20 protein-coding genes are annotated in these 18,249 nt (G+C 68.8%); 12 read left to right on the top strand and 8 right to left on the bottom strand.

Features of this window, described 5'->3' with window-relative positions; translation table 11 throughout:
* Positions 1-31 precede the first annotated feature (31 nt).
* A complete protein-coding gene (locus ASE22_RS09985; RefSeq protein WP_056358211.1) occupies positions 32-361 on the top strand; it encodes a hypothetical protein in 330 nt (109 codons plus the stop codon).
* On the opposite strand, the gene ASE22_RS09980 is transcribed toward ASE22_RS09985, so the two are convergent.
* On the bottom strand, positions 358-1,866 hold the full coding sequence (locus ASE22_RS09980) for a YifB family Mg chelatase-like AAA ATPase (protein WP_056358209.1): 1,509 nt from the start codon (positions 1,864-1,866) through the stop codon (positions 358-360). The two genes, ASE22_RS09985 and ASE22_RS09980, sit on opposite strands and share 4 nt — an antisense overlap.
* An 81-nt stretch (positions 1,867-1,947) precedes the next feature.
* A complete protein-coding gene (locus ASE22_RS09975) occupies positions 1,948-2,448 on the bottom strand; it encodes a DUF3251 domain-containing protein (protein ID WP_056358801.1) in 501 nt (166 codons plus the stop codon).
* A gap of 42 nt (positions 2,449-2,490) precedes the next feature.
* Between ASE22_RS09975 and ASE22_RS26755 the strand changes: the two genes are divergently transcribed.
* The 7 genes from ASE22_RS26755 to ASE22_RS09945 all read left to right on the top strand — a co-directional run bounded on the left by ASE22_RS26755 (position 2,491) and on the right by ASE22_RS09945 (position 6,821).
* Positions 2,491-2,790 (top strand): hypothetical protein, encoded by a 300-nt coding sequence (locus ASE22_RS26755; protein ID WP_156397489.1) that lies wholly within the window; start codon positions 2,491-2,493, stop codon positions 2,788-2,790.
* Positions 2,791-2,800: 10 nt separating this feature from the next.
* A complete protein-coding gene (gene rpmH / locus ASE22_RS09970) occupies positions 2,801-2,935 on the top strand; it encodes a 50S ribosomal protein L34 (RefSeq protein WP_012049799.1) in 135 nt (44 codons plus the stop codon).
* Positions 2,936-2,952: 17 nt separating this feature from the next.
* On the top strand, positions 2,953-3,273 hold the full coding sequence (gene rnpA / locus ASE22_RS09965) for a ribonuclease P protein component (RefSeq protein WP_056358206.1): 321 nt from the start codon (positions 2,953-2,955) through the stop codon (positions 3,271-3,273).
* Positions 3,270-3,482, top strand: a complete 213-nt coding sequence (gene yidD / locus ASE22_RS09960) for a membrane protein insertion efficiency factor YidD (RefSeq protein ID WP_056358205.1) — start codon at positions 3,270-3,272, stop codon at positions 3,480-3,482. The genes rnpA and yidD overlap by 4 nt, the downstream gene beginning before the upstream one ends.
* 39 nt (positions 3,483-3,521) lie before the next feature.
* Complete coding sequence (gene yidC, locus ASE22_RS09955) at positions 3,522-5,255, top strand: membrane protein insertase YidC (protein WP_056358797.1); 1,734 nt, start codon at positions 3,522-3,524, stop codon at positions 5,253-5,255.
* On the top strand, positions 5,252-5,911 hold the full coding sequence (yihA, locus tag ASE22_RS09950) for a ribosome biogenesis GTP-binding protein YihA/YsxC (protein WP_056358202.1): 660 nt from the start codon (positions 5,252-5,254) through the stop codon (positions 5,909-5,911). The genes yidC and yihA overlap by 4 nt, the downstream gene beginning before the upstream one ends.
* Positions 5,912-6,146: 235 nt before the next feature.
* Positions 6,147-6,821, top strand: a complete 675-nt coding sequence (locus ASE22_RS09945) for a glutathione S-transferase (RefSeq protein WP_056358199.1) — start codon at positions 6,147-6,149, stop codon at positions 6,819-6,821.
* Between the two features lie 191 nt (positions 6,822-7,012).
* Here the strand turns inward: ASE22_RS09945 and ASE22_RS09940 are convergent, their stop codons facing one another.
* Positions 7,013-7,462, bottom strand: a complete 450-nt coding sequence (locus tag ASE22_RS09940) for a cupin domain-containing protein (protein WP_056358195.1) — start codon at positions 7,460-7,462, stop codon at positions 7,013-7,015.
* Positions 7,463-7,516: 54 nt separating this feature from the next.
* Between ASE22_RS09940 and dapE the strand changes: the two genes are divergently transcribed.
* From dapE to ASE22_RS09925, 3 genes are all read left to right on the top strand, one after another.
* Complete coding sequence (gene dapE / locus ASE22_RS09935) at positions 7,517-8,647, top strand: succinyl-diaminopimelate desuccinylase (protein WP_056358191.1); 1,131 nt, start codon at positions 7,517-7,519, stop codon at positions 8,645-8,647.
* A gap of 118 nt (positions 8,648-8,765) precedes the next feature.
* On the top strand, positions 8,766-9,971 hold the full coding sequence (locus ASE22_RS09930; protein WP_056358188.1) for a hypothetical protein: 1,206 nt from the start codon (positions 8,766-8,768) through the stop codon (positions 9,969-9,971).
* Positions 9,971-10,906 (top strand): methylenetetrahydrofolate reductase, encoded by a 936-nt coding sequence (locus ASE22_RS09925; protein WP_162257091.1) that lies wholly within the window; start codon positions 9,971-9,973, stop codon positions 10,904-10,906. Before ASE22_RS09930 ends, ASE22_RS09925 begins: the two co-directional genes overlap by 1 nt.
* A 46-nt stretch (positions 10,907-10,952) precedes the next feature.
* Here the strand turns inward: ASE22_RS09925 and ASE22_RS09920 are convergent, their stop codons facing one another.
* From ASE22_RS09920 to ASE22_RS09905, 4 genes are read right to left on the bottom strand one after another with little or no spacing between them, the layout of a single operon-like run.
* Complete coding sequence (locus ASE22_RS09920) at positions 10,953-13,043, bottom strand: PQQ-dependent dehydrogenase, methanol/ethanol family (protein WP_235537519.1); 2,091 nt, start codon at positions 13,041-13,043, stop codon at positions 10,953-10,955.
* A 58-nt stretch (positions 13,044-13,101) separates the two neighbouring features.
* Positions 13,102-13,926 carry a helix-turn-helix transcriptional regulator gene (locus tag ASE22_RS09915; protein WP_056358185.1) on the bottom strand — a complete coding sequence of 275 codons (825 nt, stop codon included), beginning with the start codon at positions 13,924-13,926 and terminating at the stop codon, positions 13,102-13,104.
* 15 nt (positions 13,927-13,941) lie between these two features.
* The gene (locus ASE22_RS09910) at positions 13,942-15,132 is read right to left on the bottom strand and encodes an alpha/beta hydrolase (RefSeq protein ID WP_056358181.1); all 1,191 of its coding nucleotides are present in this window, start codon (positions 15,130-15,132) and stop codon (positions 13,942-13,944) included.
* A gap of 35 nt (positions 15,133-15,167) precedes the next feature.
* On the bottom strand, positions 15,168-16,385 hold the full coding sequence (locus tag ASE22_RS09905) for an FAD-dependent monooxygenase (RefSeq protein WP_156397491.1): 1,218 nt from the start codon (positions 16,383-16,385) through the stop codon (positions 15,168-15,170).
* A gap of 173 nt (positions 16,386-16,558) precedes the next feature.
* On the opposite strand from ASE22_RS09905, the gene ASE22_RS09900 reads away from it, so the two are divergent.
* Positions 16,559-17,374, top strand: a complete 816-nt coding sequence (locus ASE22_RS09900; protein WP_056358178.1) for an IclR family transcriptional regulator — start codon at positions 16,559-16,561, stop codon at positions 17,372-17,374.
* Between the two features lie 29 nt (positions 17,375-17,403).
* Here the strand turns inward: ASE22_RS09900 and ASE22_RS09895 are convergent, their stop codons facing one another.
* Positions 17,404-18,246, bottom strand: a complete 843-nt coding sequence (locus ASE22_RS09895; RefSeq protein WP_056358175.1) for a fumarylacetoacetate hydrolase family protein — start codon at positions 18,244-18,246, stop codon at positions 17,404-17,406.
* Positions 18,247-18,249 lie beyond the last annotated feature (3 nt).

Genomic DNA, 18,249 nt, shown 5'->3' with positions numbered 1-18,249 from the left:
GGGGCGCGGGCCCGCTGCGCATCCTGTGCCGATGACCTTTCTCAAAAGCTGGACGATCCAACGCGCCGCCGGCATCGGCACCGTGGCGGGCCTCATCGCGGCCGCGCTCTGGCCGGCCTATGGGGTCTGGCCCCACCTGCTCGAGCTTCCCTTCATCGCGGCGCTCGCGGTCGCCAGCCTGTGCGGCGGATCGATCCTGTGGATCACCCTGCAGGATATCGCCGGCAATCGCGGCCGGGGTAACCGGGTGGTGCCGATCCGGGTGTTCGACGTGATCCTCGCGCTGGTGCTGACCGTGCCATGCATCTTCGAACTGCGCCGTATCCTGCCCGACAGCTTCACGAGCTGGGGCAGCTTCTAGCTGGTCGGCGCGCGCCGCCGATAGCTCAACGCTTCCGCGATATGGACGCGTTGCACGCTGTCCGATCCGGCGAGATCGGCCACCGTCCGGCTGACCTTCAAGACGCGGTGATAGCCGCGGGCCGACAGGCGCATCGCTTCGGCGGCCTGCGCCAGCAGCTTGCGGCCCGCATCGTCGGGCGCCGCGACCCGGTCGAGAAGCTCGCCGTCGGCTTCAGCGTTGGTGCGGGCGCCATGGGCGGCATAACGGTCGGTCTGAATCGTTCGGGCGGCGGCGACGCGGGCGGCGACCTCCGCAGACCCTTCGGCGGGTGGCGGCAGGACGAGGTCGGCGGCGCTGACCGCGGCCACCTCGACATGGAGGTCGATCCGGTCGAGCAGCGGGCCCGAGAGCTTGGTCTGATAATCGATCGCGCATTTCGGCGCGCGCGAGCAGGCGAGCGCGGCGTCGCCGAGATGGCCGCAGCGGCACGGGTTCATCGCGGCGACGAGCTGGACCCGCGCGGGGAAGGTGACATGGGCGTTGGCACGCGCGACCGAGACCTTGCCGGTCTCCAGCGGCTGGCGCAGCGAATCGAGCACGGCGCGCTGGAACTCGGGCAGTTCGTCGAGGAACAGCACGCCGAGATGGGCGAGGCTGACCTCGCCCGGTCGCACCTTCAATCCGCCGCCGACCAGCGCCGCCATCGAGGCCGAATGGTGCGGCGCGCGGAAGGGGCGGGCGCGGATCAGCCGTCCGTCCTGCAATTCGCCCGCGACCGAGGCGACCATCGAGACTTCGAGCGCCTCCGACGGCGACAGGTCGGGCAGGATACCGGGCAGGCACGATGCCATCAGCGACTTGCCCGCGCCGGGCGGGCCGCTCATCAGCAGGTTGTGCCCGCCGGCCGCGGCGATCTCCAGCGCGCGCTTGGCAGTCTCCTGCCCCTTGACCTGGCGAAGGTCCGCGATCGGCACCGCCGGCTCCGCGCTGCCGGGTTGCGGCGGGGCCAGCGGCGCGCCGCCCTTGAAATGGCCGATCAGCGCGAGCAGGCCGGGCGCGCCGATCACCTCGATCGTGCCGGCCCAGGCCGCCTCGGAGCCCTGGGCCGCCGGGCAGACCAGCCCGAGATCGCGTTCGGATGCATGGAGCGCGGCGAGCAGCACGCCGGGCGCGGGCGCGACCCGTCCGTCGAGGCCGAGTTCGCCGACCACGACATAGGCCGCCAGCGTCTCCGCATCGATCACCCCCATCGCGCCGAGCAGGCCCATCGCGATCGGCAGGTCGTAATGCGATCCTTCCTTGGGCAGGTCGGCGGGGGACAGGTTCACCGTGATCCGCTTCGGCGGCAGCGCCAGCCCGATCGCCGACAGCGCGGCGCGGACGCGTTCGCGGCTCTCGGCCACCGCCTTGTCGGGCAGGCCGACGATGACGAAGGCGGGCATGCCCGGGGCGATCTGCACCTGCACCTCGACGGCTCGGGCCTCCAGCCCGAGAAACGCGACCGTCGCGACGTGCGAAACCATCAACCAGCCCCCGATGTTCGTGGACTGTTCTAACGGCGGGGGCGCAACGATGTCGAGGGGAGATCGCTCCCTGTCGGCGGCCTACTGGCTGATCAGGTCGACGGTACCGCTGTCGAAGGTCGATATGCGCACCCAGCCGAGCTGGGTCGGCGGCACCCCGCCGAGATCGACCGGGAACTGCTTCCAGCTGCCGGGCGGCAGCGGCTCGGGTGCGGTGAAGGTCGTCGACTGCGCGTTGGTGGCCGCCATCGGCAGACCCTTGGCGTCGTTCGAGCCCCATTCGATCCTGGCCTTTACCCCGCTCAGCCGCGCGGCGGTCGGATTGCCGAAGTCGAGGGTTACCCGCGATCCGTTGGCATAAGGCTCGATATTGGCGATCGCGACGGCGATCCGGCCCATGTCGCTGTCGATCATGCTGTAGCCGTTGGCGCCGGGCTTCAGGGTGATGGCCCGATGCGCGCCGACGGTCTGCTCGACCTTGGCGAGCCGGTCCTCGAGCGCCTTCACCCGGTCGTCGGTCTTCGATCCGCAGGCACTGAGCGCGGGCAGTAGCAGGAGCGCACAGATGGTGGAGCGGCGCATATCGATCTCCTCGAAAGATTCTCGTCGCCGCTCCGAACGCCTGTGAAACGAAAAGGAGCCATCACCCGAAACGATTTCCGGCGGGCGGCCGAGGCGATCGGCCCGACCGAGGCGGAGCGCGCGGTGTTGCGCGAGGCCTTTTCCTCGTGGCAGGGTGTGCGGGCCGCCGTCGAGGATCGCCACGGTGCCGGCCGGGTCGTGCAGCGTCGCGAGGCGCTCCGCGCGCTCGAAAGCGGTAAGGAAAACCGTGACCGGCGATTGACTCGTCCGGCCCTTTTCCCTAAGCGCGCCCCTGATATGTGGCTGCCGCATTGTTCGGCGGCCCCTTTTGTTTTGATTTGAGGCAAAGACAATGAAGCGCACTTTCCAGCCGAGCAACCTGGTCCGCAAGCGGCGCCACGGCTTCCGTTCGCGCAGCGCCACCCCGGGTGGCCGCAAGGTGCTGGCGGCCCGCCGCGCGCGCGGCCGCAAGAAGCTGTCGGCCTGACCGGGACTCCCTACGCGGTGCTCGAGCGCCGCGCGGATTTCCTCGCGGCCAATGGCGGCAAGCGGGCGCCCATGCCCGGCTTTGTGCTGCTCGTCCGGCCACGGGGCGATGACGATCCGGTCATGCGCCTCGGTATCACCGTCACGAAGAAGATCGGCAACGCGGTCGTCCGCAACCGCATGAAGCGGCGTTTCCGCGCGCTTGCGCGGGAGCTGTTTCCGACCGCGGGAATCGCCGGCGCCGATCATGTGCTGATCGGTCGCGCCGGTGGGGTCGAACGCGACTTCGGGCAGCTCCGCACCGAGCTGGCCAAGGCGCTCGGCAAGATCGAGCGATGATCGCGCGGCTGATCATCCTCCTCGCCAGGGCCTGGCAAATGGGCCCGTCGCTGGTTCTTCCCCCCACTTGTCGCTATGTACCGAGCTGTTCGGCCTATACGATCGAGGCCGTATCGCGCTATGGCGCGCTCAAAGGCGGTTGGCTGGGACTCCGCCGGATCTGCCGTTGCCACCCCTGGGGTGGCTCCGGCCTCGATCCGGTGCCCTGATCACCATCTGCGTCACCTAAGGAATTCCGGGAGTTTTTGGTGCAAAACCAGCGCAACATGATCCTCGCGATCGTCCTGTCGGCGCTCGTTCTGTTCGGATGGCAGTTTCTTGGCGACCGGTTCTTCCCGCCCGCCAGACCGCCGGTCACGAAGATCGAGGGCGGCAAGGAGAAGGTTCTTCCCCAGCCCGGAGCCGATCCGGCCGCGGATGGCCCCAAGGCGATTCGCGCCCGGGCGCTGGTGCTGCGCGAGACCCCGCGCATCGCGATCGATACGCCCAAGCTCGCCGGCTCGATCAACCTGAAGGGTGCCCGGATCGACGATCTGGTGCTCAAGGCCTATCGCGAGACCGTCGCTAAGAACGCCCCGCCGATCCGCCTGCTGTCGCCGCTCGGTTCGCCCGAAGCCTATTATGCCGGCTTCGGCTGGACCGGCGACGGTATCGACGCGCCGGGCCCGAACACCGTCTGGACCGCGAACGGCGCCGCGCTGACCCCTGACAGGCCGCTGACGCTGAGCTGGGCCAACACCCGCGGCCAGCGGTTCGAAACCGTCATCGCAGTCGACCGCGACTATATGTTCACGATCACCCAGAAGCTGATCAACAGCGGCACGGGCACCGTCGCGGCGCGGCCCTACGGCCTGATCTCGAAGGACGGCGTCTCGAAGGACCCGTCGACCTGGACGCTCCACACCGGTCCGATCGGCGTGTTCAACGACGCGGCCAATTACGACCTCAGCTTCAAGAAGCTCGACGAGGCCGGCCAGCCCGGCGTCCGTTTCGCCAGCACCGGCGGCTGGCTGGGCTTCGGCGACAAATATTGGCTGACCGCGCTGGTCCCCGACGCCAAGGCGCCGGTCGACGCCGGCTTCCTGTCCACCGCGCCGCAGGTCTACCAGGCGGTCGAGAGCGGCCGTCCGCTGATGATCGCGCCGGGCAAGGCCGGCTCGGTCTCGCAGCGCTTCTTCGCCGGCGCCAAGGAGGTCACGCTGCTCGACCGCTACGAGAATGCGCTCGGCGTGCCGATGTTCAGCCGCGCGATCGACTGGGGCTGGTTCCGCGTGCTCGAAAAGCCGATCTTCTGGGTGCTCGACCAGGTGTTCAGGCTGGTCGGCAATTTCGGCGTCGCGATCATCATCCTGACCTTCATGGTGCGTGGCCTGATGTTCCCGATCGCGCAGAAGCAGTTCCGATCGATGGCCGGCATGCGCCGCGTCCAGCCGAAGATGAAGGAGCTGCAGGAGCGCCACAAGGACGACAAGCCGCGCCTCCAGCAGGAGCTGCTCAAGCTTTACCAGGAGGAGAAGGTCAATCCGTTGGCAGGCTGCCTGCCGATTCTCGTCCAGATCCCGGTCTTCTACGCGCTCTACAAGGTGCTGATGGTGACGATCGAGATGCGGCACCAGCCGTTCGTCCTGTGGATCCGCGACCTGTCGGCGCCCGATCCGCTGCATGTCCTGAACCTGTTCGGGCTGCTCGATTTCACACCGCCGGCCTTCCTCGGCATCGGCCTGCTGGCGATCCTGCTCGGCATCTCGATGTGGCTGCAGTTCAAGCTCAACCCGCAGCCGATGGACGACGCGCAGAAGCAGGTGTTCGCGCTGATGCCGTGGATCATGATGTTCATCATGGCGCCGTTCGCGGCCGGCCTGCTGATCTACTGGATCACCTCGAACTTCCTGACGATCGGGCAGCAGATGTGGCTCTACCGCCAGCATCCGGTCGAGCCGGTTCCGGCCTCGGCCACCACCGTGGTCGCGAAGAAGAAGTGAGCGACGACGGCACCGAGGAGCTGATCGAGCCCGCGCGCAAGCTGTTCGCGGGCCCGGTCGCGTTCCTGAAATCGGCGCCCGACCTGCGTTTCCTGCCCGATCCGGTCGTGCCCGAGGTCGCCTTCGCCGGCCGTTCGAACGTCGGCAAGTCGTCGCTGCTCAACCGGCTCACCAACCGGGTCGGCCTCGCTCGCACCTCGAACACGCCGGGACGGACGCAGGAGCTCAACTTCTTCGACGTCGGCGCGGCCGAAGAGGGCGGCATCCCGGTGATGCGTCTCGTCGACATGCCGGGCTACGGCTTCGCCAAGGCGCCCAAGGACGTCGTCCGCAAATGGCGCCATGTCGTGAACGACTATCTGCGCGGCCGCGTGGTGCTGCGCCGCGCGCTGGTGCTGATCGACGCCCGCCACGGCATCAAGGACGTCGACCGCGAGATCATGGAGATGCTCGACAAAGCGGCGGTGACCTATCATGTCGTCCTGACCAAGGCCGACAAGATCAAGGCCAGCGAACTCGCCGCCGTGACCGCCGAAACCGATGCCGAGGCGCGCAAGCATGTCGCCGCCCATCCCAAGCTGCTCGTGACGTCGAGCGAGAAGGACATGGGCATCGCCGAGCTGCGCGCGGCCATCCTCGACGCGATCCGCTCCTGATCCGGGGCGGGGCCTCTGCCCCGATGGCATTTCCCTGCCTCCCGTCACCCAGCGAGGGCCGGGTTCCCGGGCGATTCCTGCCCCGAGCTTCCCTCCTCTCTCCGGAGACCCCAGCCTTCGCTGGGGTGACGTCGATGGATGTAGGGGGTGTGGACGGCGTGGCGGCCCGCGCTTCTGGGTGGAAGCGACCCGACGCCTCGTCTAAAGGCGGCCCATCCACTTCGGGAGTGTAGCCATGACGCTTAGGATCTTCATCGGCAACAAGGTCTATTCGAGCTGGTCGTTGCGCGGCTGGCTGGCGGTGCGGCAGTCGGGGCTCCCGTTCGAGGAGGAGGTCGTGTCGCTGTACGACGACGCCTGGCCCGCGCTGCGCGAGTCGCCGGTCTTCGCGCCGTCCAATGGCAAGGTCCCGATCGTCTGGGACGGCGACAATGCTGTGTGGGAAAGCCTGGCGATCATCGACTATCTGGCCGACAAGGTGGGCCGCGACCGCTATTGGCCCGCCGACGATGCCGCCCGCGCGCTGGCCCGGTCGATGGCGTCGGAGATGCACGCGGGCTACACCGCGCTCCGCTCGCAGCACACGATGAACCTGCGCCACGTCTATCCGCCCGAGCCGCTGACCCCCGAGGTCGCCGCCGACGTACAGCGCATCGCCTCGCTGTGGGACCAGGCGAAGGAGCGCTTCGGCCGGGACGGCGACTATCTGTTCGGCGCGTTCGGTGCGGTCGACATCATGTTCGCCCCCGTCGTCAGCCGCTTCCGCACCTATTCGATCCCGCTGCCCGCGCTCGCCTCGGACTATTGCGAGGCGGTCTGGGCGCATCCCTTCATGGTCGACTGGAGCCGGGGCGCCGCGGGCGAAAGCTGGGTGATCGAGAAGTTCGAGCGCGCGGCGGAGCAGGCGTAGGCCCGTCCGTCCTTCTGGCGAAGGCAGGATCTCCCCTTCTTCTCGGACGCTGGGAAAAGGCAGGGAGATCCCGGCTTTCGCCGGGTTGAGGATAATTGGTCAGCCTCCGGCTGATGAGAGACATGGACCCCAGCCTTCGCTGGCGTGACGCCGGAGGAAATGGAGATTCTCCAGCAACAGCCTGCCGCCCGTCAGAACTCCGAACCGTCCTTGCGCACCTGCCGTCCCCTCGTCGCGTCGAGGTGCATGTCGATGTCGGGATAGTGGCAGTCGCTCTGCGCCGGGCGGCCGACCGCGATATAGGAACAGTCGGCGTCGCTCTCGTTGACCAGGCAATGGCCGTTGCCGTCGTTCTTGGGGAAGGCCGCGCAGTCGCCGGGCCCCATCGGCGTGCGGCCCGCATCGTCGACCAGCACGGCATGGCCCGACAGCATCACGACGAACTCGTCCTCCCCCTCATGCCAGTGGCGTTGCGCGGACCAGCCGCCGGGCTTCAGGGTGACATGGCTGACGCCATAGTCGGCCAGGCCGCCGGCGGGTGCGAGGCGGCGGTACCAGCGGCCCCGCACGACATCGGCATATTCGGGCGGATAGCCGGTGGCATTGGTCTGCGGGATCGCGGCGAGGTCGATCTTGGGCAAGGGTGTCGCTCCGAGCTTTGCTTTGGCCGAAGAGGAGGCTAGGCGGGCGAAAGAATGAACGCAATCGACCCCCTCGACCTTGCCCGGCGCCTGATCGCCTGCCCGAGCGTGACCCCGGCCGATGCGGGGGCGATGGCCGTGATCGCCGGCGCGCTGGAGTCGATCGGCTTCGCCGTCCACCGCTTCGCCGCCGGCGAGGCGCCCGACGGGCCGGTCGAGAATCTGTTCGCGATCCGGGGGCAAGGCGGGCCGCATTTCGCCTTTGCGGGGCATAGCGACGTCGTGCCGCCGGGCGAGGGCTGGAGCGGCGATCCCTTCGTGCCCGAGATACGCGGCGACCTGCTCTACGGGCGCGGCGCGGTCGACATGAAGGGCGCGATCGCCGCCTTCATCGCCGCCGCCGCGCGGTTGGAGGATCATCCGGGCACGATCAGCCTGATCATCACCGGCGACGAGGAGGGGCCAGCAACCTTCGGCACCGTCGCGCTGATCGACTGGATGAAGGACAGCGGCATATGCCCCGACCTCTGCCTGGTCGGCGAGCCGACCTCGACCCACCGCCTCGGCGACATGGTCAAGATCGGCCGGCGCGGTTCGGTCAACATGTGGATCGAGAATGTCGGGACGCAGGGCCATGTCGCCTATCCGCATCTCGCGGCCAACCCGATCCCGGCGCTGGTCAGCGCGCTCGACGCGCTGGCCGCGCTCCATCTCGACGACGGCAATGACTGGTTCCAGCCGTCGAACCTGGAGATCACGACGGTCGACGTGGGCAATGGCGCGACCAACCTGATCCCGGCGACGGCGCGGGCGCGGCTCAACATCCGCTTCAACGACGCGCATCGCGGCGCCGACCTCGTCGAGCTCGTCCGCCGCACCGTCGCCGACCATGCCCCGGATGCGACCGTCAGGGCAGTGATCTCGGGCGAGAGCTTCATCACCCCGCCGGGCGACTTCTCGGCGCTGATCTCGGCGGCGATCGTCAAGGTGACCGGGCTGACTCCCGAGTTGTCGACCAGCGGCGGCACCTCCGACGCGCGCTTCCTGTCGAAGCTGTGCCCGGTGGTCGAGTTCGGCCTGTGCAATGCGACGATGCACAAGCTCGACGAGGCGGTGGCGATCCCCGATCTCTACGCGCTCGCCGACATCTACGAGGAAATCGCGCGGACCGCGCTGGCGCGGTAGACCTGGTCCAAAGGAGGGTGCGGGTGGGGCCCGTCCCACTCTCGCCCGTGGGCTCGATTGTGGTTTACCCCCGGCCGCGCGGGGCCGATCCCATCCGGAAACGGAAGAGGATCAGGCCATGGCAGTTGCGATCGTCAAGCAGGCCGAGGGTGAAGGAACCGAAGCCCCGGCCGCGCAGAAGTCCGAACAGGATTTCCGCTTCTACGACAATCGCCAGAAATATCTGATGTTCGTGAACACCTGCTCGGAGAAGTGGGTGGTGGCCGAACGGGTCGCGCGCGAACTCAAGAAGCTGCGGCCCGAGCCGCCGGCGGTGCGCTTCTTCGATGCGGGCATGGGGGACGGCACCGTGCTGGCGCGGGTGATGCGGTCGATGCACGAGGCCTATCCGCGCTTCCCCTTCTACATAGCGGGCAAGGAGATCAGCCTCGAGGACGTCCGCCTGACCCTCGACAAGATGCCCGACCGTTTCTTCGAGCATCCCGAAACGGTGCTCGCGGTCACCAACATCTCCTATGCCGAGGCGCCCTGGCTGGTGCCGAACAAGCCCGAGGCGCGCGAGCGCATGGTGTGGAAAGCGGTGGCGCTCAAGGGCAGCACGACCGCCGAGTTCGAGCGCCAGATCCTCGCGCTCCAGCCCTTCCTGGCCCGCAACTGGCGTACCCGCGTCTCGGAGAAGACCGGCAGCCTGCTCCCCGAGACCCCGACCACCCTGATCCTCTACCGCGAGGATTGCGGGTTCCTGCTCGACGAGATCATCCCCCGGCAGGATGCGCCCGTGGCCGATTTCGACCTCGTCATCGCCAGCCAGCCCTTCCGCCTCAGCGCCGCGACCGAGTTCAAGGCGAAGCGGGTATTGGCGCCGCTCGCCCGCGCGCTGCGCGAGAATGGCCGGCTGCTCGGCATCCATTCGGCGGGCAATGACCCGGGGCTGGAGATCGTCCAGCATGTCTGGCCGGGCGAAGACCCCTTCACCACCTCGCGCTACGCACTGCTCGACGCGACGAAGAAAGCGTTGGGGGACGAGGCCGACGATTTTCGCTTCGATCCGCTGACCAGTGCCGAAGCGCTGTTCCGCTACGAGATGCACACCCTGCCCGACGAGATCGACAGCGAGACGGCGTCGATCGGCACGTCGACCCTGCTCGCCGCCTGGAACGCCGCCACCTATGTCGCGCAGATCGACGACGACCGGCTGGCGCAGGCGATGAGCGGACCCGCCTATCTCGAGGCGACCCGCAAGGTGCTGCGCAAGAATGGCGAGCTATGGTTCAACGACGAGAGCTATGTGATCGTCCGCAAGGCCGGCGCGCGGGCGGCATGATGCCCGGCGGACTCCCGGCGGCGGCGCGGGACGACGACGGACCGCCGGTGCGCGAGCGCGTCGCCGCGCTCGCCCGCACGGCATCCTTCGAGGTCTCGGCGCGCGACGATGCGGCGATCGAGGCGGCGGCGTCGCTGGTCGCGCCGGGCGGGCGGGTGTCGATCACCTGGCTGCCACGCGACGGCGACGACGACCGGATCGGCGCGGCCCGCGCGCTGCGGCGGATCGGGCTGGAGCCGATGCCCCACATCGCCGCGCGGATGATCGAGGACGAGGCGCATCTCGGGCGGCTGATCGGGCGGTTGTGCGACGAGGCCGGCGTGTCGCAACTGCTGGTGATCGGCGGCGATGCGAAGCAGCCGCGCGGCCCGTTCACCGCAAGCGCGGACCTGCTCGCGAGCCCGGCCTTCGCGCATCCGTCGCTGCGGCGGATCGCGCTGGGCGGCTATCCCGAAGGGCATCCGGCGGTCGGCGAGGCCGATCTCGCCGCGGCGCTCGACGCCAAGATCGCGGCCGTCGAGGCGCTCGGGCTGACGCCCGAGGTGATCACCCAGCTCTGCTTCGATTCGGACCCGATGCTCGCCTGGACGCGGGCGTTTCGCGCGCGTCACCGCCAGGTGCCGGTGCGGCTCGGGATCGCCGGGCCGGCCAGCATCCGCACCCTGATGCGCTTCGCGCGGATCTGCGGGGTGGGCGCGTCGGCCCGGGCGATCGTCTCGCGCGGCGCTTCGATCGCCCGGCTGCTGACCGAGGCGGCGCCCGATCCGATCCTGCGCGACCTGGCCGAGACGCCCGATATCGATGCGCTGGGGCCGGTCGGCATCCACCTCTTCCCGTTCGGGGGCTTCGAGCGCACCGCGCGCTGGATCGGCGCGGTGGCCGCGGGGCGGATCCGGCTGCGGCAGTCGGACTCGGGGTTCCAGGTGGAGGGTTGACCCTTCTTCACCCCTCCCCTGAAGGAGAGGGGCTTATGGGCGCTTCCTATTTATTCGCGACGATGCTGTCCCAGTCCTGGTTGGCGCGGCGGATCAGATAGGCGTGGACCGCCTTGGCGTCGTCCTGGCTGATGACGTCGGCGAAGCTCACCATGCCCTTCTCGCGGCGCTTGCCGCCGATCACGATATCCATGAACTCGGCATGGGTCTCCGGCGACATGCGGCGCAGGTCCTTCACCCCGCCGCGCGCCTGCTCGCCATGGCAGGTCGCGCAGTTGTCGGCATAGACTTTCTCGCCGAGGGCGATCGTCGCGGCGTCGGCCTTCGTATCCTCGGGACGCACGAGGGCCGGGCCGTCATTCGCCAGCATCGGCAGCTTGGCGGTGCCGCCGAGCCGGAAGACGAGCAGGCGCGGCGTCGCGACCGGGAAGCCGAGCGCCTTGGCGCTCGTCGAATGGGCGAGGCCGCCGCCCCAGCCGGCGTTGACCGCGACATATTGGACGCCGTCGACCATATAGGTGATCGGCGCGGCGATCGGCACCTGCTGGACCGGCGTCTCCCACAGCTTGTCGCCGCTGTCGGCGCGATAGGCGGCGAAGGTGCCGTTGACCGTCCCCTGGAAGACCAGGTTACCCGCCGTCGCCAGCAGCCCGCCGCTGCCGCGCTGCGAATAGGGCACGCGCCAGCGCTCCTTCTGCGCGACCGGGTCCCAGGCGGTCAGCCAGGTCTTGTTGTGGTTCGCCGCATATTCGGCGCCGGCCTTGCGGGTCAGCTCATAGCCCGTCGTCGACAGCGCGAGCTGGCTCATGTTCCCCGGGGTCTGCTTGAAGTCCGGATTGACCGAATAGGCCATGTACATCTCGGTCACCGGGAAATAGGCGAGCCCGGTCTTCGGGCTGTAGGCCATCGGGTTCCAGTTGTGCCCGCCGCCCGCGCCCGGGGTCAGCAGCACCGGCACCTCGCCATAGCGCGCCTCGGGGTTGACGTTGGGCCGTCCGGTGGCCTTGTCGATCCCGTTCGCCCAGTTCATCGCGACATAGGGCTCGGCCGAGATCAGCTGGCCGGTCGCGCGGTCGAGCACGTAGAAGAAGCCGTTCTTCGGCGCCTGCATCAGCACCTTGCGGACCTTCCCCCCGATCCTGAGATCGGCGAGGATCATCGACTGGGTGGCGGTGAAGTCCCATTCGTCGCCCGGCGTCGTCTGGTAATGCCAGACATAGGCGCCGGTCTTCGCGTTCAAGGCGACGATCGACGATAGGAAGAGATTGTCGCCGCCGCCGGGGCTGCGATAGCGCTGCGCCCAGGGGCCGCCATTGCCGACGCCGATATAGACGAGGTCGAGCGCGGGGTCATAGACGATCGAGTCCCACACGGTGCCGCCGCCGCCGCGCTTCCACCATTCGCCCTTCCAGGTCTTGGCCGCCATCTCCAGCGCCTTGTTCTCCTGGCCCTTGGCGGGATCGCCGGGAACGGTGTGGAAGCGCCAGAGCTGCTTGCCGGTCTCGGCGTCATAGGCGGTGACATAGCCCCGCGCCGCGCCCTCGGCGCCGGCATTGCCGATCAGCACCTTGCCGTCGAACACGCGCGGCGCGCCGGTGATCGTATAGGGCCAGACGGGCTCGAGCGTGTTCACGCTCCACACCGGCTTGCCCGTCCGCGCATCGATCGCGATAAGCCGCCCGTCGAGCGTCGCGATCAGGATCTTGCCCTTCCAGGCGGCGAGGCCGCGGGTGACGATGTCGCAGCAGGCAAGTCGCCCCTTGTCGCGGTCGACCTTGGGATCGAAGCGCCAAAGCTCCTTGCCGGTCTTCGCGTCATAGGCGGTGGTCACGTTCCACGGCTCGATATTGTAGAGGACGCCGTCGATCACGATCGGCGACGCTTCGACCCCGCGATCGACCGGCAGGTCGGCATACCAGGCAAGGCCGAGCCCCGCGACATTGGCGTCGCTGATCCTGTCGAGCGGACTGTAGCGCTGCTCGTCATAGGTGCGACCCGGGCCCATCCATTCGCCGGGCGAGCGGTCGGCCGCGATCATGCGGGCCTGGTCGACCCGGGCGGGCGAGCGGTCGGCGGCGGTGGCGGCGACGCAGACGGCGGCCAGCGCGACACTGCCCGTCATCAGGAACTTCCTCATGCGCATCACCATCCTCGATCCTCTTTCCTTGTCGCCGCCGGCCATGTCGGTCCCGGCGTCAGTCCCGGCCGGCCATCGGGCGCTCGGCCGTCGCGGCCTCGCCCGGCGGCAGGCCGGACAGCAGCCGGCGGTGCAGCCGCAGCAGCGCCCGCCGGTTGTCGATCCCCAGCTTGCCATAGGCACGGCGGCGATAGGTGACCACGCTACCGTGCGAAAGCTGCTTGCGGCTGGCGATCTCCTCCTGGGTCTCGCCGAGCATCATCGCCGCCGAAATCTCGGCCTCGCGGTTGCTGAGCCCGCATTGCAGCGCGAGCAGCGACTGTGCCAGCCCCGCCTCGTCGAGCATCGGGCCGCCCGCCGAACAGGCATGGGCATGGCGCTCGACCGCCGCCATCAGCAGCGCCGAATGCGCCTCGAACCGTTCGAGATCGGTGGCGGTGAAGCCCGCGCTCCCGCCCAGCCGGTAGCCGTTGGCGACGAAGGCGGGGTTGCCCGCGCGGACGACCGAGACGCGCTCGGCGACACCGCCGCGCTCGTAGCAGGCGGCGCGCCACGCCGGATCGGCGATCTCGGCGGCCGAGGTGCGCACCACCACCGGCGCCGCGCCGACCGATCGGGCCAGGGCCGCGATCCGGCGATCGGATCGCCAGAAGGTGCGGATATAATCGAGCGAGGCCCGCATCGGGAAACCGGCGTTGATCGGATGGCGTCCCTCGGCGAACAGCAGGCGCAGCGGCTGGCGCCGCCCGCGCACGAACACCGAGCAGAGGTCGACCTCGGCCAGCGCGTTCAGCGCATCGAGGAAGCGCGCGGCGAAGCCGTCGGTGCCGATAGCGCCGACCAGATCGGCCAGGGCCGTGGCGGTCGCCCGGTCGCTCGCCATGTCAGGGCAGGCGGGTCATGGTTCGAGCAGGCCCTTGCGGCGGCTCCAGCCGATCACCGTGTCGATGCAGCGGGCGAGCAGCTCGGGCTGGCCGAGATAATAATGGGTGGCGCCCTTCAGGCTGACATATTCCTTGTCGGGGGTGGCCAGCGCATCGCGGATCGCGGGGTTGTGCGTCGCGGGCACCGCCTCGTCGGCGGTGTTCTCGATCTGCAACACCGGGGTCCGGCGGACCTTGGCGGCGTTCATCGGCCCCCTGGCGTTCGACAGGTCGTAGCTCCACTGGCTGAGCCAGGAGCGCAGCGTGGTGTAGCGTGCGAGCCCCACCGGGCCGACGTTCACCGCGCGCGGGTCGCCCATATAGGTCCAGCCCACCCGACGGTCGGACGGGTCGATCGCCGGGTCGAACCAGCGCACGTCGCACATCGTCCGATGGACGACGAACGCGCGTTCCTGCTCGGGCGAGTCGATGCTGCGCAGCCGGGCCAGCGTCTCCTGCGCCCATGCCGTGATGCGCCGGTTGCGGGCGACCTGCGCGGCGCGGAAGCGCGCGACGAACGCTGCGTCATAGGGCGGCTGGTGCGGACAATCGGGGGCGTAGATGTCGAACTCCGGATCGCGACGGTCGGGATCGAGCTCGTCGATCACCGACGGATCGAGCCATTCGGTCATCGTCTCGGCGCGCGACAGGTGCGCGGCGATGAAGATCACCCCGTCGGCGGGCTGGAGCCCCGCCCGGGTCAGGTCGACGGGGTCGCCCGCCGGGGTCTCGGTGATGTCGGGGTTCTCGGCCTGGGCCTGGTAGAAGAGCGACAGCGATCCGCCGCCCGACCAGCCGACCAGCACGACCTTCTCATAGCCCAGCGCCTCGCGGGCATGGGCGATCCACATGCCGAGGTCGATCGCGACCTTCTCGAAGATCAGCGCGCTGTCGTTGCGCGGATAGCGGCTGGCGGCGCACAGCACGTCGAGCCCGGCATCGGCCAGCGCGGTCGGCATCGGCAGCAGGTGCAGCACCGATGTCGGGTGCATGAAGACATAGACGGTGCGCGACGTGGAGGCGGGGTCGCGCAGCAGCTGACCCTCCAGGTTCACATGGCCCGAATTGCCGGCGAAGCCATAGGTCTCGTTGAACGCGGGATTGTCCGCGAACGAGACGATCAGCGGCGTGCGTGTCCAGTGGGTCTTGGTCCGGCTGTCCGGCATGATGGAATCTCTCGGCCAATCTCTAGGGGGCGTCGTCAGACCGCGACGACCTTGTCGTCGTCGAGCGGCACGCTGGTCGCGTCGTAGCGGAACAGCCATTCGTAGCGCTCGACCACCTTGTCGGCCGCCCATTGGGTGTCGACATAGACCTGCGCGCCCGCAGGCTCGGCCAGGGCCGGATTGTGGAAGCGTTCGACATTGGCATAGGCGCCGTTGACCGCGCGGGTCGTGCGCGGGATGCGCATGCGCTGATAGCGTTCGAGCGCCTCTTCGACGGTGTCGAACTCCTCGAAGGCGCGGCCCAGGATGCAGGCATCCTCCAGCGCCATCACCGCCCCCTGTGCGAGGAAAGGCAGCGACGGGTGGCAGGCGTCGCCGAGCAGCGCGATGCGGCCCGCGACCCACTCCTGCATCGGCGGGCGCGCGATCAGCGCCTGTTTGAAGGGCTGCGGAATCGCCTCGATATAGGCGTGGACCTGCGGGTGCCAGCCCGGATAGTCGGCGTGATATTCGGCGTTGCTGCCGGCGGTTGACCAGGATTCGACCTGCCAGTCCTCGCGCTCGACGACGCTGGTGAAGTTCATCAGCTCGCCGCCGCGGATCGGATAGTGGATCACATGCCCGCCCGGGCCGACCCAGTTGACGCCGACCGGCTTGACCAGCTCGGGCGGCAGCAGCTCGATCGGGATCACGCCGCGCCACGCGACGATGCCGGTGAACTGGACCGGGCCCGATCCGAACAGCAGCTCGCGCATCTTCGAATGGACGCCGTCGGCACCGATCACGACGTCGAAGGTGGCCGGGGGCTGGCCGGCGAACGCCAGCGTCACCTTGCTGTCGTTGCGCTCGACCGACACGAAGCGATGGTCGAGATGGACCGCATCCGGCTTGATCCGCAGCACCGCCTTCAGCAGCAGCTGGTGCAGGTCGTTGCGGTGGACGGTGATGTAGGGGAAGCCGTAGCGCGCGACCGATTCGACGCCCAGGTCGAACAGCTTCCACGTATCGCCGGTGTTCCACAGGCGGATTTCCTTGCCCTGCGGTTCAAAGCTGATCTCCATCAGCTCCTTCTCGATGCCGAGCGCGGCGAGCACCCGCACGCCGTTCGGGCTGATCTGCAGGCCGGCGCCCACCTCCTGAAGCTCGGGCGCCTGCTCGTAGACGGAAACGTCGAGGCCCCGGCGTAGCAGCGCCAGAGCGGCGGTCAGTCCCCCGATCCCGCCGCCGACGATCCCGATCCCCAGATTTTTCATGAACGCGAGCACCCTTCCTATTTGTCCCAGCCATAATCATGACGAACGGTGTTCGTCAATATCATACATTCGCAAAGCTGCGACGCGACCGCCCGGCGGACCCCCGCGATGACTGGGGTGGACAGACCGCGGGGCGCGGAGCAGGAAGGCTTCGCAACAGGAAAGCAGGGCAGATGGTGCAGGCAGCGACGGGCGATACCGAGCAATCCCGCAGGCGCGTCCAGTCGATCGAGGTCGGCTTCCGGGTGCTGCGCGTGCTGCGCATGGCCGAAGGGCCGCTGCCGCTGCGCGAGATTGCGGGCCGCGCGGGCATGCCGCCGAGCAAGGTCCATCTGTACCTGGTCAGCTTCGTGCGCGAGGCGATGGCCTATCAGGATCCGAAGACCGGTCACTACGGGCTCGGCTCCTTCGCGATCCAGCTCGGCCTCGCCGCGGTCCGCCAGCTCGACGTGGTCGAACTCGCCTCGGACGTGATCAGCGATCTGCGCGACCGCACCGACTGCGCGATCTACCTGTCGCTCTGGGGCGACCGCGGGCCGTGCATCGTCGCCAAGGCCGACGGATCGCTGCAGGGGGCGTTCTCGGTCCGGCTCGGCTATATCCTGCCGCTGACCAGCACAGCCACCGGCCTGGTCTTCCTCGCCCACCTGCCCGAGGCGGAGACCGAGAAGGCGCTGGGCGCCCAGGCGGCGTTCGAAGGCGCGCGCAAGCCGGCCAAGCGCCCCGCCAAGGCCGAGGTGGCCGCGCAGCTCGCCGAGGTCCGCGCCAAGGGCTTCGCGTCGACGGTCGGGATGCTGCACCGCAATTTCGCGGGCGTCTCGGCCCCGATCTTCGACTATAGCCACCAGATCGCCGCCGCGCTCACCCTGCTCGGCCCGGCCGAATATATGCGCGACGAGAAGCAGGAGGAGCTGTCGAAGCTGCTCATCGAGGCGGCCGAGGGGATTTCCGTGCGCCTGGGCGCGCCCGTCGCGGCGGCGGCCGAATAGCCGGCTCGGCACGAACGGGGCGTGGGGGATCAGCCCTGCACCACCGGGTTGACCAGCAGCCCGACCTTCTCGATCTCCACCTCCACCCGGTCGCCGGGCTTCAGGAAGAGCTGCGGGTCGCGGCGGAAGCCGACGCCGCCGGGGGTGCCCGTCAGGATCACGTCGCCGGGCGACAGCGGCGTGAAGGTCGAGATATATTCGATCAGGCGCGGCACGTCGAAGATCATGTCGCCGAGATGGGCATCCTGCATCACCGTGCCGTTGACGCGGCAGCGGATCCGCAACGGGGCAAGGTCTGCGATCTCGTCGCGGGTCACCAGCCAGGGGCCGAAGGGGCCGGTGGCCGGGAAATTCTTGCCCGGCGTCATCTGGGTGGTGTGCTTCTGCCAGTCGCGGACGCTGACGTCGTTGTAGCAGGCATAGCCCGCGACATGGTCCATCGCGGCGTCGCGCGATATGCGCCGCCCGCCGGTGCCGATCACGACCGCCAGCTCGGCCTCATAGTCGAGCTTGCGCGTCTCCGCCGGATGCTCGATCGCCGCGCCATGGCCGATCTGGCTGTCGGCGAAGCGCACGAACAGGGTCGGATGGCCGACTTCGGGACTGTGCGATTCGATGCGGTGCTCGTGATAGTTGAGCCCGCAGCACAGGATCTTGACCGGATCGGGGATGACCGGCAGCAGCCGGACGGCATCGGCGGCGATCAGCGGGGCCGACGGCGCGGCCGCGCGGGCGGCTTCGAGCGCATCCTGCCGCAACAGGTCGCGCAGCGATCCGATGCCCGGCAACCTATCGGTCATGTCGCGGATGCCGTCACCCTCGGCGATGCCCCAGCCGGGGCGGCCGTCACGTTCGAAGCTCTGCAATTTCATGGT

The sequence above is a fragment of the Sphingomonas sp. Root720 genome, assembly GCF_001428605.1.
GTDB lineage: Bacteria > Pseudomonadota > Alphaproteobacteria > Sphingomonadales > Sphingomonadaceae > Rhizorhabdus.
This window is presented reverse-complemented; position numbering and strand designations above follow the sequence as displayed.

Excerpts from the sequence above, each read along its gene's own strand:
- yidD (WP_056358205.1), top strand. The coding sequence starts at position 3,270 with ATGATCGCGCGGCTGATCATCCTCCTCGCCAGGGCCTGGCAAATGGGC.
- rpmH (WP_012049799.1), top strand. The coding sequence starts at position 2,801 with ATGAAGCGCACTTTCCAGCCGAGCAACCTGGTCCGCAAGCGGCGCCAC.
- ASE22_RS09920 (WP_235537519.1), bottom strand. The coding sequence starts at position 13,043 with ATGAGGAAGTTCCTGATGACGGGCAGTGTCGCGCTGGCCGCCGTCTGC.
- ASE22_RS09915 (WP_056358185.1), bottom strand. The coding sequence starts at position 13,926 with ATGGCGAGCGACCGGGCGACCGCCACGGCCCTGGCCGATCTGGTCGGC.
- ASE22_RS09930 (WP_056358188.1), top strand. The coding sequence starts at position 8,766 with ATGGCAGTTGCGATCGTCAAGCAGGCCGAGGGTGAAGGAACCGAAGCC.
- ASE22_RS09900 (WP_056358178.1), top strand. The coding sequence starts at position 16,559 with ATGGTGCAGGCAGCGACGGGCGATACCGAGCAATCCCGCAGGCGCGTC.
- ASE22_RS09980 (WP_056358209.1), bottom strand. The coding sequence starts at position 1,866 with ATGGTTTCGCACGTCGCGACGGTCGCGTTTCTCGGGCTGGAGGCCCGA.
- ASE22_RS09895 (WP_056358175.1), bottom strand. The coding sequence starts at position 18,246 with ATGAAATTGCAGAGCTTCGAACGTGACGGCCGCCCCGGCTGGGGCATC.
- dapE (WP_056358191.1), top strand. The coding sequence starts at position 7,517 with ATGAACGCAATCGACCCCCTCGACCTTGCCCGGCGCCTGATCGCCTGC.
- ASE22_RS09905 (WP_156397491.1), bottom strand. The coding sequence starts at position 16,385 with ATGAAAAATCTGGGGATCGGGATCGTCGGCGGCGGGATCGGGGGACTG.
- ASE22_RS09925 (WP_162257091.1), top strand. The coding sequence starts at position 9,971 with ATGCCCGGCGGACTCCCGGCGGCGGCGCGGGACGACGACGGACCGCCG.
- ASE22_RS09910 (WP_056358181.1), bottom strand. The coding sequence starts at position 15,132 with ATGCCGGACAGCCGGACCAAGACCCACTGGACACGCACGCCGCTGATC.
- ASE22_RS09985 (WP_056358211.1), top strand. The coding sequence starts at position 32 with ATGACCTTTCTCAAAAGCTGGACGATCCAACGCGCCGCCGGCATCGGC.
- ASE22_RS09945 (WP_056358199.1), top strand. The coding sequence starts at position 6,147 with ATGACGCTTAGGATCTTCATCGGCAACAAGGTCTATTCGAGCTGGTCG.
- ASE22_RS09975 (WP_056358801.1), bottom strand. The coding sequence starts at position 2,448 with ATGCGCCGCTCCACCATCTGTGCGCTCCTGCTACTGCCCGCGCTCAGT.